General features: G+C 55.6%; 13 protein-coding genes. 12 read left to right on the forward strand and 1 reads right to left on the reverse strand.

The window, feature by feature from the left end:
* Positions 1-42: 42 nt before the first annotated feature.
* The 10 genes from ACTTKG_RS01270 (at position 43) to ACTTKG_RS01315 (ending at position 9,112) form a co-directional block, all read left to right on the forward strand.
* Positions 43-1,455, forward strand: coding sequence for a DUF512 domain-containing protein (locus tag ACTTKG_RS01270; protein WP_442672448.1), 1,413 nt, complete (start codon positions 43-45; stop codon positions 1,453-1,455).
* Positions 1,452-2,780: a ribosome biogenesis GTPase Der gene (gene der / locus ACTTKG_RS01275; RefSeq protein ID WP_442672449.1), complete on the forward strand. Its 1,329-nt coding sequence runs from the start codon at positions 1,452-1,454 to the stop codon at positions 2,778-2,780. Before ACTTKG_RS01270 ends, der begins: the two co-directional genes overlap by 4 nt.
* Positions 2,777-3,367, forward strand: coding sequence for a glycerol-3-phosphate 1-O-acyltransferase PlsY (plsY, locus tag ACTTKG_RS01280; RefSeq protein ID WP_442672450.1), 591 nt, complete (start codon positions 2,777-2,779; stop codon positions 3,365-3,367). Before der ends, plsY begins: the two co-directional genes overlap by 4 nt.
* Before the next feature lie 111 nt (positions 3,368-3,478).
* Complete coding sequence (locus ACTTKG_RS01285; protein WP_442672451.1) at positions 3,479-3,952, forward strand: ACT domain-containing protein; 474 nt, start codon at positions 3,479-3,481, stop codon at positions 3,950-3,952.
* Positions 3,953-3,966: 14 nt separating this feature from the next.
* The gene (locus ACTTKG_RS01290) at positions 3,967-5,274 is read left to right on the forward strand and encodes a homoserine dehydrogenase (RefSeq protein ID WP_442672452.1); all 1,308 of its coding nucleotides are present in this window, start codon (positions 3,967-3,969) and stop codon (positions 5,272-5,274) included.
* Positions 5,268-6,191 (forward strand): homoserine kinase, encoded by a 924-nt coding sequence (thrB, locus tag ACTTKG_RS01295; RefSeq protein WP_442672453.1) that lies wholly within the window; start codon positions 5,268-5,270, stop codon positions 6,189-6,191. The genes ACTTKG_RS01290 and thrB overlap by 7 nt, the downstream gene beginning before the upstream one ends.
* A gap of 35 nt (positions 6,192-6,226) precedes the next feature.
* Positions 6,227-7,453 (forward strand): HD domain-containing protein, encoded by a 1,227-nt coding sequence (locus tag ACTTKG_RS01300; protein ID WP_442672454.1) that lies wholly within the window; start codon positions 6,227-6,229, stop codon positions 7,451-7,453.
* Between the two features lie 129 nt (positions 7,454-7,582).
* Complete coding sequence (locus ACTTKG_RS01305) at positions 7,583-8,122, forward strand: gamma carbonic anhydrase family protein (RefSeq protein WP_442672455.1); 540 nt, start codon at positions 7,583-7,585, stop codon at positions 8,120-8,122.
* A gap of 14 nt (positions 8,123-8,136) precedes the next feature.
* Positions 8,137-8,556: a nucleoside-diphosphate kinase gene (gene ndk / locus ACTTKG_RS01310; RefSeq protein WP_442672456.1), complete on the forward strand. Its 420-nt coding sequence runs from the start codon at positions 8,137-8,139 to the stop codon at positions 8,554-8,556.
* Between the two features lie 55 nt (positions 8,557-8,611).
* Positions 8,612-9,112 (forward strand): cob(I)yrinic acid a,c-diamide adenosyltransferase, encoded by a 501-nt coding sequence (locus ACTTKG_RS01315; protein WP_442672457.1) that lies wholly within the window; start codon positions 8,612-8,614, stop codon positions 9,110-9,112.
* Positions 9,113-9,238: 126 nt separating this feature from the next.
* On the opposite strand, the gene ACTTKG_RS01320 is transcribed toward ACTTKG_RS01315, so the two are convergent.
* Positions 9,239-10,219: a site-specific integrase gene (locus tag ACTTKG_RS01320; protein ID WP_442672458.1), complete on the reverse strand. Its 981-nt coding sequence runs from the start codon at positions 10,217-10,219 to the stop codon at positions 9,239-9,241.
* Between the two features lie 178 nt (positions 10,220-10,397).
* Between ACTTKG_RS01320 and ACTTKG_RS01325 the strand changes: the two genes are divergently transcribed.
* Both ACTTKG_RS01325 and ACTTKG_RS01330 read left to right on the forward strand, forming a co-directional pair.
* Entirely contained in the window at positions 10,398-10,736 is a 339-nt protein-coding gene (locus ACTTKG_RS01325; RefSeq protein ID WP_442672459.1) for a YerC/YecD family TrpR-related protein, read from the forward strand.
* Positions 10,723-11,447: ATP phosphoribosyltransferase regulatory subunit (locus ACTTKG_RS01330; protein WP_442672460.1), on the forward strand; the 725-nt coding region annotated here is incomplete at its 3' end. The genes ACTTKG_RS01325 and ACTTKG_RS01330, both read left to right, overlap by 14 nt.

An 11,447-nucleotide genomic window follows, 5' to 3' on the forward strand; every position in this document is an offset into this window, starting at 1 on the left:
ATCAAAACGGGGCGACATCCCGAGAAAAGTCAGAGGAAAAGCATGTTGTCTGGGGAAATCATACGTGTATCACCGGGAAGTTTGGCGGAAGAACTGGAACTTGCGGCAGGCGATAAGATCCTTGCTGTCAATGGGCAGGAACTGCGCGACATCATTGATTTGAGCTTCGCATTTGCTGAGGAAGAGATTGAGCTTCTCGTCGAACATGCGGATGGTGAGCAGGAACTGCTTGCCTTTGACAAGGACTGCGACGAAGAACTCGGCGTTGAGTTCGCGTCCGCTGTATTCGACGGTATACGTTCGTGCGGCAACCATTGCTATTTCTGCTTTGTTGATCAGGTGCCTCCGGGCATGAGAAAGAGCCTGTCGGTAAAGGATGACGATTATCGCATGTCATTCCTTTATGGCAACTTCGTCACACTGACGAATATGCGTGAGCGGGATTTTCAGCGCATTGAGCGCTACCATCTTTCGCCGCTCTTCGTTTCCGTCCACGCGATGAATCCCGACCTGCGCGCCGCCATGCTCAATACAAAGCGTGCGGCTGAGATCGTTCGGCATCTCGATCGGCTCGACGCGGCGGACGTCGAGTACCATACGCAGGTTGTTCTGTGCCCGGGGCTCAACGATGGCAAGGAGCTTGACCGCACGGTGGCGGAGCTTTTGGCAAGACAGCCGCACGCTTTGTCACTCGCCGTTGTGCCCGTTGGACTTACGCGCTTTCGTGACGGCTGCTATCCGTTGAAGATGTTCGATCGCGCAGGAGCGGCTGCCGTCATTCGCCAGATCGAGACGTGGCAACGACGGGCAAGGGAGGAAACGGGCAAGGGTTTCGTCTATCTGGGCGACGAATTCTATTTCCTTGCGGGACTTCCTGTGCCGCCTGTCGAGGCGTACGACGGCTTTCCGCAGCTTGACAACGGCATCGGGCTTGCACGCAATTTCATCGAAGAGTGGAAAAAGGCCGTGGAGAATTTTGGTGCGCCCAAGGGATATGACGCTCCGCTGCATCTGGTGATTCTTTCGGGTACGTCGGTCGCGCCGCTTTTTCGTGAGCTTGTGGCAGAGATTTCCGTACCGGGGCTTGCCGTGGATTGCCTGGGTGTGGAAAATGATTACTTCGGCAGATCGGTCAATGTATCGGGGCTTTTGACGGGCGAAGATATGCTGCGTGCGCTTGCGCAGCTTCCCGATGCGCCGGATGGCGTCATTTTGCCCGAATCTGCGCTTCGTACAGGGGAAAATATTTTGCTCGACGATATGACGCTTGAAGCGTTTCGTCGCGCCGTGCCGCAGCTTCGCGTCGAAACGGCGCAGGGCGGCAGCGACCTCGCGCGTGCGCTTCTCGATTGGGAGAATTATCGCGGCGTGGCGGACGCAGCAGCGTCCTACATGTGGCAGAGCAATGCGGCGTATACGAAGCCGCGGGAAGAACAAAAGGAGGGGATGGAATGAGCAAACCGATCGTGGCGATCGTAGGACGACCCAACGTAGGAAAGTCCACGCTCTTCAATAAACTGGGCAGAAAGCGCGTGTCCATTGTCGACGACCTGCCGGGCGTCACGCGCGACCGTATCTATTTGGACGCCGAATGGCTCGGCAGAGAATTTACGATGATTGATACGGGGGGTATCGAGCTTGATACAAGCGACGTCATCCTGCGCTCAATGCGCCAGCAGGCGCAGATCGCTATGGAGGAGGCGGACGTCATCCTCTTCCTTGTCGATGGGCGTGCAGGGCTGACGCTTGCCGATGAAGAAGTCGGCAAAATGCTGCGCACGACGAAGAAGCCTGTGCTCTTGGCGGTCAATAAGATCGATTCACCCAAGCAGGATGCCGATATCTACGAGTTTTATAACCTCGGCTTGGGCGATCCTGTGCCGATTTCCGCAACGAACGCAATGAATCTCGGCGATCTGCTCGATGCGCTCGTCGCGCTCTTTCCCGAGGGAAGCGCAGAAGAAAAAGAGCCGGATGAGATCAGCATTGCCGTCATCGGCCGCCCGAATGTAGGAAAGTCCTCGCTCGTCAACGCACTCTTGGGCGAGGATCGCGTCATCGTCAGCGATGTTGCGGGCACGACGCGCGATGCCATCGATACGCATTTCATGGCGGAGGACACGAAGTTCATCCTCATTGATACGGCGGGTATGCGCCGCAAGGGGAAGATCGACGCACCGATCGAGCGTTACAGCGTCATGCGTGCGCTGCGTGCCGTTGACCGCGCCGATGTCGTGCTCGTCGTGCTCGACGCCACGGCGGGTATCACGGAGCAGGACAAGAAGATTGCAGGCTATGCGCATGAATCGGGCAAGGCGGTCGTGCTCATCGTCAACAAATGGGACATCTACGAAAATAAAGACGATAAATCCACGCTGCGCTTTACCGATGAATTGCGCATCGAGCTGGGCTTCATCCAATACGCGCCTGTGCTCTACACCTCGGCGCTCACGCATCAGCGCGTCGCACGCGTCACCGACCTTGTCAAGTATGTGGCGGAGCAGGCTTCGATGCGCGTCAAGACAAGCATCCTGAACGACCTCGTGCGCGATATGATCGCGGTCAATCCGCCGCCCGCGCACAAGGGAAAGCAGCTCAAGATTCGCTATATCACGCAGGCGGACATCCGCCCGCCGAAGTTCATCGTCTTTGTCAACGAGCCGGAGCTCATGCACTTCTCGTATCTGCGCTACATCGAAAACAAGCTGCGTGAGAGTTTCGGCTTCGAAGGGACGCCTCTGCGCCTTATCGTGCGCGGCAGGGAGGAGGAAGAGCTATGACGCTGCTCGCCTGTATACTCGCCTATCTTCTGGGATCTGTGCCGAACGGTCTGATTTTGTGCCGCGCGATCTGGCATATCGACATCCGCGAACATGGCAGCCGTAACATCGGCGCGACGAACGTCTACCGCACCTTGGGCAAAGGACCGGGTGCGGTCGTGTTCCTGCTTGATTTTCTCAAGGGCTTCCTCGGTGTTTACATCGCTATGCTGCTCGTCGGCACGCCGCTCGCTATGGTCATCGGCGGCATCGCCGCGATCCTTGGTCACTCGGCGTCCGTCTTTTTGCGATTCAAGGGCGGCAAAGGCGTCGCCACAGGGCTTGGCGTCATTGCCATGCTGATGCCGGCAGTCACGGGCATCGTCTTTTTTGCGTGGCTCGGCATCGTGTTCGTGACGCGCTACGTTTCGCTCGGCTCCATCGTCGGTGCGGCGCTCGTGCCGATCTTCGCCTTTTTATTCGCCTATCCAACGGAATATTTGGCATTTGGCGTACTCGCTGCCGTACTCGTTATTGTGCGCCACCATACGAACATCACGAGACTTTTGAACGGTACGGAAAGCAAGATCAAGGCGGGGCATCGTTGAATAGGGATGGATGAAAATTCTTCTCTTGCCAAATGTCTATAGGGATTGTACAATGGTGTGAGATAATGATATGATTCCAAACGTGGAATTACAATGCAGGAGGAGTTTTTTATGCCAAGAGAACGTAAAGAGAACAAAGATCAAAAATCGCAGAGCGGATTTTTTCTCGTACAGGAGCAGATCTTGCCCGAAGCGATCAAAAAGACGATTCGCGTGAAGGAAATGCTCAAGCGCGGCGACGCCCGCACGATCAATGAGGCGGTCGACAGCATGGGATTGAGCCGCAGCGCCTATTACAAGTACAAGGATTACGTCTTTCCTTTCTACGAGGCAAGCCGCAACAAGATCATCTCGCTGACGCTCCTCCTTGAACACAAGAAGGGCGTCCTTTCGAGCGTGCTCAACACGATCTCGGCAGACTCGGGCAGCGTGCTGACAATCAATCAGGGAATCCCCCTGCAAGGTGTGGCGAATGCAACGGTTTCCATCGAAACGGCGAATCTCTCGGTGGATCTCGAAGCGCTTCTCGACAAACTGCGCATGGTAGACGGTGTGAAGCGCCTTGAGGTTCTCGGTCAGGCGTGATGAAAGGTGAAGAGATGAAAGAAATCAAGATCGGTATGCTGGGTTTCGGCACGGTCGGTACAGGCGTCGTGCGCGTCCTTCGGGAAAATGTGCGGGAGATCACGGCAAAAGCGGGCGTGAAGCTCACGCTGAAGTCCGTGCTCGTGCGTGATGCAAAAAAAGAACGCCCCTATATGGAAGGGCTGCATCTGACAGAGAATGTGGATGAAATCCTAAACGATGAGGAAATCGACATCGTCATCGAGCTTCTTGGAGGCATTCATCCGGCGCGTGAGTATATGCTGCTGGCGATGGAAAAGGGAAAAAACGTCGTGACAGCGAACAAGGATGTCGTCGCGCAGTTCGGCAAGGACATGTTCGAGACGATGGAAAAATACGGCGTGGACTTCCATTTCGAGGCGAGCGTCGGCGGCGGTATTCCCATCGTCATGCCGTTGAAGCAGTGCCTGACGGCAAACCGCGTTACAGAGATCATGGGCATCATTAACGGCACGACGAATTACATGCTGACGCAGATGGCAGAGAACGGCTCGGACTATGACAGTGTACTCAAAGAAGCGCAGGCGAAGGGGTACGCTGAAGCGAATCCTGCCGCTGATGTCGAGGGTCTTGATGCGGCGCGTAAGATCGCGATTCTCGCGTCCATAGCTTTCAACACGCGCATCCGCTTCGAGGATGTATCGGTCGAAGGCATCACGCGTATCACTCCCGAGGATATTGAGTACGCCAAAGCGCTCGGCTACGTCATCAAGCTCCTTGCCATCGGACGCGACCTTGGCGAGGCGGGCGTCGATGTGCGCGTGCATCCCGTGTTTTTGCCGAAAACGCATCCGCTCGCATCCGTCAACGATGTTTACAACGCCATCTTCGTGCGCGGCAACGCGATCGGCGAGGCGATGTTCTACGGGCGCGGCGCCGGCTCATTGCCGACAGCTTCGGCGGTCGTTGCTGACGTCATCGACATTGCACGCGATATGCAGCTCGACACCTTCGGCCGTCTGCACTGCACATGCTATGCACATAAGGGGCTTTGCCCCGTGGAAGAAACAAAGGCGTCCTACTATGTGCGGCTCCTCGTCGATGATGAGCCGGGTGTGCTCGCCGCCATTGCAACGGCGTTTGGCAATCATAAGGTCAGCTTGAAATCCGTCATTCAGACGAGAAGCTACAAGACACGTGCAGAAATCGTCGCGGTCACGCATATCGTCAAGCATAAGGAGCTGCAGGAAGCTGCAGCAGATCTCAAGAAGCTCTCCGTCATCAGCGAGATTCGCAGCATCATTCGCGTGGAAAGTACACAGGAGGACGGCATGCCATGCTGAACCGAACGATTCGTGTGCGCGTGCCGGGTACGAGTGCGAACTGCGGGCCTGGATTCGACTCCATCGGCGTTGCCTGTACGATTTACAACGATTTGGAACTCACGCTGAAGCAAGAAGAAGAGCTTGTCATCGAAATTGAGGGCGAAGGTGCGGAAAATATCCCGTGTGACGCGCGCAACATCGTCCTTCGCGCCATTCGTACGATCTTGAGGCGTGCGCATCTCGACGATGAAATCAGAGGCTTTCGCATTCGCATGACGAACCATATCCCCTTATCGCGCGGTCTTGGCAGCAGCGCTGCCGCAATCGTCGCAGGGCTCAAGGCGACGAACGCCCTCTTAGGCAATCGCTTTTCCAGGCGCGAGCTTCTGCAGATGGCGACGGACATCGAAGGTCATCCCGACAATGTTGCGCCTGCGATCTTCGGCGGCTTCACGATCAGTGTCGTCACGCGCGGCAAGGTCGAATGCTTCTCTCTGATGCCGCGTATGCCGCTGAAACTCGTCATCGCCGTGCCGGAATTTCCTCTTTCAACGCGGCTTGCCCGAAGCGTGCTGCCCGAACAGGTGAAAATGAAAGATGCTATATTCAACGTGAGTCGTGCGGCGCTTCTTGTCGCTGCGCTGACGAAAGGGCAGCCGCGCTTCCTGCGCAATGCGTTTGCCGACGCTCTGCATCAGCCGTACAGAGAAAAGCTCATCCCCGGCATGAAGGATGTCTTTTATGCTGCACGACGCGCGGGCGCTCTGGGGGCAAGCCTCAGCGGCGCCGGACCGTGCCTTATCGCCTATACCTTGGAGAATGAAGAAGCGGTGGAAGAAGCTATGGTCAAGGCTTTCGCGAAACATGAGATCGCGGCGCACGCGCTGCGGCTCTCGATTGACGCTCACGGTGCGAGAGTTTTGAAGAACCGCTGACGTGCGAAAAAGTACCGATGCGGGAGGTGTAATGTATGCGGCAGGAGGATTTCGTCAAGGCGGTGGAAAGCGTCGGCGGCAGCGTCTATCTTGTCGGCGGTTGGGTGCGTGATCGCCTCAGAGGAGTTGAGCCGCAGGATAAGGATTTTGTCGTCACGGGTCTGGAACGGCAGACTTTCATGCAGCTTTTTCCGCAAGCCGCCCTCATCGGGCGTTCCTTTCCTGTCTATCAGATGCAGATTGACGGGGTGCCGTCGGAGATTGCCTTTGCGCGCAGGGAAAGAAAGTCGGGGCGCGGCTACACGGGATTTTCCGTCGACTTTGGCAAGGAAGTTACCATCGAAGAAGATCTTTTCCGCCGTGATACGCGCATCAACAGCATGGCGTTTCACCTGCCTAAGATGGAATTTATTGATCCTTACGACGGACGCGGCGACGTCGCGCACCGTCGGATCCGCGCGACGTCGCATCACTTTTCCGAAGATCCCGTAAGGGCGTTACGCGCGGCTCGCCAAGCAGCGGAGATGGGATTTTCCATCGACGAAGATACCGTGGCGCAGATGACTCTCTGTGCGGCGGAGCTTGCAAAAGAGCCGCACGAGCGCGTCGTGCATGAACTTTCACGTGCACTCGCCGCGCCTGAGCCGTCGCGCTTCTTTTTGGCGTTGGCGCAGGCGAAGCTCTTATCCGCAGTATTTCCCGAAATCTTTGCCTTACAGGGAAAAATGCAGCCTGTCGAGTGCCATCCCGAGGGCGACGCCTTCTGCCACACGATGCAGATCGTCGATGCTGTGGCGAGAGCGACGCCGACGCCTGCTGCACGTTTTGCCGCGTTGGTTCATGATATCGGCAAGGGGACGACGCCCAAAGAAATGCTGCCGCATCATTACGGGCACGAAGTGCGCGGCGTCGAAGTGCTCGAATCGTGGAATTCGCGTATGACACTGCCGAAGACGTGGCTGACGGCGGCTCGCTTCGTCATCCGAGAGCACATGCGCGCACCTCTTTTAAAAAAGGCGGGCAAGATCGCTGATCTTCTGTTTAAGATCGAAAAATCGGGGCTTTCGTTCCCCGATTTTCTTTGCATCATCCGCGCCGATCACGGCTCTCTGCCGCCATATCTTTCACGAGGCGCGGAGCTGCTCGAAAGATTGCGTCAGGTGCGCGGCAGTGAAGCGCCGCCTGCTCTTTATGGAGCCGCCGTTGGAAAATGGCTGCGTGAAGAGCGTGGGCGGCTCTTGAAGCGGTATCTTTCCGCTTGATTTTGCCGCCGTTCGTCTTTTTCCGCAGACTGCTTAAAACTCCGTGCTTGCGGCGATTTTCTTTACAAGAAAGGAAAAATTCCTTATAATAGTTCTGTCAGATAAGGGAAACAAGAAGGAGTGGTTCGCATGGCAGTCATTCTGCCTTATAAAGGCATATCGCCGAAGATCGATCCGACGGCTTTGATCGCGCCGAACGCGACGATCATCGGCGATGTGACGATCAGGGAAGGGGCGAACATCTGGTTCAATGTCGTGATTCGCGGCGATTTGCAGCCCGTCGTCATCGGCAGGTATACGAATGTGCAGGACAATGCAACGATTCATGTCATGGGCGACACACCGACGGTCATCGGCGACTACGTGACGATCGGGCACAACACGCTGATCCACTGCAGTAAGGTCGGCGACAACTGTCTGATCGGCATGGGATCCACCTTGCTCGGCTATACGGAGATCGGAGAAAATACGATTATCGGTGCGGCGACGCTTCTGACCCAGCACAAGAAGATTCCGCATGATTCCCTGGTCTACGGCAATCCTTCGCGCATTGTCCGCGCGCTGCGCGAAGATGAGGTCGAGGCAGTGCACGCCTCGGCGATGAACTACTGCAAGCTCGCCCGAGTCTATCGGGAGGAGCGCGAAGCGCGGGAACATCAAGGAAAGTAAAAGGAGATATGAAGATGCAGGAAAAGACTTTGGTACTCATCAAGCCGGACGCTTTCGAGAAGCAGCACACGGGCGATATCATCGCCATCTACGAAAAGGCGGGGCTTAAGATCCTCGCGATGAAGCTCATGCAGATGACGCCGCGCGTGGCAAAGAAGCATTATGCCGAGCATATCGGACGCCCCTACTATGCAGAACTTGAAGAATTTATGACGTCGGCGCCGCTCGTCGCTATGGTACTCGCAGGTGATGACGCCATTGCTCGCGTGCGTGAACTCAACGGCAAGACGAATCCTGCGGAGGCTGCCGAAGGAACGGTCCGCAAACTCTACGCCGAGAGCGTCGGCAAAAATGCCGTTCATGCTTCCGACAGCCCCGAGAGTGCAGCGCGTGAGATCGCTATTTTCTTCAGCGCGATTGAAGTTCTCGACTGATCGGATATTTTTGCCGCGAGCTTTTTGATCGTTTGACTGCGTTGGGGTGATGAAGATGGGCGTTTATACGAAAACGGGGGACAAGGGGCAGACGAGTCTCTACACAGGTGAGCGCGTGGACAAAAATTCGCTGCGTGTCGAGACCTACGGCTCTGTGGATGAAGTAGGATCGGCTCTCGCGATGGCGCGAGCCTTTGCGACAAAAGAAATCGTGCGAGAGAAGATTTTTGCACTTTTGAAGAAGCTGCCGCTTCTTATGGCAGATATTGCGAGTCTTGGCGAAAAACCGATGATTACGCGCGAGGATTCGGAAATGCTCGAAAAGGATATTGACGCCATCGATGCGAAGCTGCCGAAACTCGATCACTTTTTGATTCCGGGTGCGACGCAGGCAGGCGCAATGCTCGACCTCGCGCGTACGACGGTGCGCCGCGCCGAACGCCGCTTCTGTGCTCTGGCGAAAGAGGATGATCTTCACGAAGAAGATCGCGTATTCCTCAACCGCCTCTCCGACTATTGCTTCATGCTCATGCGTCTGGAAGAAGAGGCAGAGTAAGCGCTGTCTTTCTATATGATCTTGGCATAGAAAATCCCTCCTGTTGTAGTTTTTTTCTGCAACAGGAGGGATTTTTGTCGCGATTCATATTTTCGAGCGAGTCCGAGGTGTTAGGGAGCGCAACCTTTATTTTCCATACATGCGTGCCAAAGGATTGTCCTTGAAGATGTTTCCCTGCTCGATGTAGCGATGCACCATCTTCTCCGACTTGTGGCGCGTCTGGCGCATGATGGTCAGGGCATCGACATCGTGCTGCGCGGCGCTCGTGGCGAAGCCTCGCCGCAGGCTGTGTCCGGCGAAATCCTCTTCGCTGAGCCCTGCCTTCTTGATGTATTTCTTGACGATGAGCGCCACGGACTTGTCAGACAGCTGTGTATCGCGCAGCTCATGGTTGCGCTTGAATGGGCGAAAGAGCGGACCTTTTTTGATACCGCTGAGGGAAAGCCAAGCACGGAGCGCGCGCACGGCGCAGATTTCTGCATCGGGTGCATAGGGGATGCCGATATAGCTGCCCTTGCCGAGCTGATCGCCCTTCGATTTGCCGATGAATACGACCATGCCTTCTGCGGAAAATTTTATATCCTCGGCAGAGAGTGCGACAAGCTCCGAGCGGCGAAAAGCGCCGGCAAAGCCGAGGAGAAGCAGCGCTCTATCGCGAATCGAGGTCTCATCTTCGCCGAAGCCGTCGGCAATCAGATAGAGCGTCTCCAAAAGAATCGGCGCTTTGCCGTGCTGGAACGTACCCTTTTCGCGGCGAATGGCGGACATGGCGTTGCGCACAAGACCGGAATGTGCGGGATTGTCGCGCTTGTAGCCGGCGGCGATGTGGTTTTCTGAGATCGCCGTAACGCGGCGGGAGACAGTGTTTGCTTTCGCGTTGTCCGCCAGGTCGTTGATATAGTTGACGATGGTTTCCGGCTCGGCGGGCAGGGCGCACTTCTCTTGATGCTCGCACCAGTCGGCGAAATCGTTCCAGTCGCTTGCGTAGGATTTGATCGTATTGAACGCCTTGCTCTTTTGCATACGCCGCTTGCTTTTTGCGGAAAGTTTTTCGTTTTGCTCGACGTTTTGATTATGCGCGAGCATGAAATCTTCGCGTATATCCATTGATAAAACACCCCATGCTTTAATGGAAATTTGGCAAATATAACTCTATTATACAAGATGTTGAGAGAATTGTCAGAGGAACTTGCAGCTTCTTTCGAGAGATGATATAATAAAATGGCATTTTCGTATTGTAAAGCATTAAAGGAAATCGATGTTTGAAATAAAAGGCGGGATGGATATGATCAATGAAAAGCTGCGAAATGAGTTGAGCGATCAGCTCATGGCGGCTGTGCTGCATTTGCGTGATACAGAGGAAAGCTACGCTTTTTTCGAGGATATTTGCACGGTCGCCGAGCTCAAGGCGATGGCGCAGCGGCTTGAGGTGGCGTCTATGCTGCGGCAGGGGAATACATACGATGCGATTGTGGAGCGGACAGGCGCCAGCACGGCGACGATCAGCCGCGTGAAGCGCTGCTTGAATTACGGTGCTGACGGCTATGAGCTCGTATTGGAAAGGATGCGCCGCCAAGAGGAGCGAGAGAAGGGGCGAGAGGTGACTGAAAATGCCGGAGAATGAATGGATGTTCGGGATTCCCTACGGAACGCGAGATCTTCTGCCGCAGGAAGCGCAAGAAAAGCGCCGCGTAGAAGCCGCTCTCATGGAGCTTTTTTACCGCTGGGGCTACGATGAAGTCGCGACGCCTGCGATTGAGTATCTCGATACGCTGACGATCGGCAGCGGACGCTCCCTTGAACCGCAGATGTTCAAGCTGTTTGATAAGGATAACCGCACGCTGGCGCTGCGCCATGAGATGACGACGCCGATCGCGCGTCTTGTGGCGAGCCGTATGAAAGAGGAGCCTTTGCCCTTAAAGCTCGCCTATATCAGCAACGTCTTTCGCTCGGAGCAGGCGCAGGCGGGACGTCAATGCGAGTTCAACCAGGGCGGTGTCGAGCTGATCGGTACGAACGATGTCACGGCCGATGCCGAAGTCATTGCTTTGGCAATCAAGAGCATTCAGGCGGCAGGCTTGCAGGAGTTCCAAGTCTGTCTCGGGCAGGTGGATTTCATCAGCGGCATGATGCGTCAGCTGCATCTCACGGAATCGCAGCAAGAGCGCGTCACACATGCGTTGGAGCGTCATGATTTGGTAGCGCTTGCCGCGATCACGGAGGAAACGAATCTTTCCGCTGCGGCAAAAGAGAGCATGAAAAAGGTGCCCACGCTGCACGGAAAGCAAGATGTGCTGCAGGAAGCTTACAGTATCGCCTTGAACGAGCAAGGCAG

Origin of the sequence: Selenomonas sp. (assembly GCF_052169755.1) — a bacterium.
Lineage (GTDB): Bacteria > Bacillota > Negativicutes > Selenomonadales > Selenomonadaceae > Selenomonas.

What these genes read in the sequence shown, in the direction of transcription:
- thrB (WP_442672453.1), top strand. Translation starts at nt 5,268, where the DNA reads ATGCTGAACCGAACGATTCGTGTGCGCGTGCCGGGTACGAGTGCGAAC.
- ACTTKG_RS01300 (WP_442672454.1), top strand. Translation starts at nt 6,227, where the DNA reads ATGCGGCAGGAGGATTTCGTCAAGGCGGTGGAAAGCGTCGGCGGCAGC.
- ACTTKG_RS01315 (WP_442672457.1), top strand. Translation starts at nt 8,612, where the DNA reads ATGGGCGTTTATACGAAAACGGGGGACAAGGGGCAGACGAGTCTCTAC.
- ACTTKG_RS01325 (WP_442672459.1), top strand. Translation starts at nt 10,398, where the DNA reads ATGATCAATGAAAAGCTGCGAAATGAGTTGAGCGATCAGCTCATGGCG.
- ndk (WP_442672456.1), top strand. Translation starts at nt 8,137, where the DNA reads ATGCAGGAAAAGACTTTGGTACTCATCAAGCCGGACGCTTTCGAGAAG.
- ACTTKG_RS01305 (WP_442672455.1), top strand. Translation starts at nt 7,583, where the DNA reads ATGGCAGTCATTCTGCCTTATAAAGGCATATCGCCGAAGATCGATCCG.
- plsY (WP_442672450.1), top strand. Translation starts at nt 2,777, where the DNA reads ATGACGCTGCTCGCCTGTATACTCGCCTATCTTCTGGGATCTGTGCCG.
- ACTTKG_RS01320 (WP_442672458.1), bottom strand. Translation starts at nt 10,219, where the DNA reads ATGGATATACGCGAAGATTTCATGCTCGCGCATAATCAAAACGTCGAG.
- ACTTKG_RS01290 (WP_442672452.1), top strand. Translation starts at nt 3,967, where the DNA reads ATGAAAGAAATCAAGATCGGTATGCTGGGTTTCGGCACGGTCGGTACA.
- ACTTKG_RS01270 (WP_442672448.1), top strand. Translation starts at nt 43, where the DNA reads ATGTTGTCTGGGGAAATCATACGTGTATCACCGGGAAGTTTGGCGGAA.
- der (WP_442672449.1), top strand. Translation starts at nt 1,452, where the DNA reads ATGAGCAAACCGATCGTGGCGATCGTAGGACGACCCAACGTAGGAAAG.
- ACTTKG_RS01285 (WP_442672451.1), top strand. Translation starts at nt 3,479, where the DNA reads ATGCCAAGAGAACGTAAAGAGAACAAAGATCAAAAATCGCAGAGCGGA.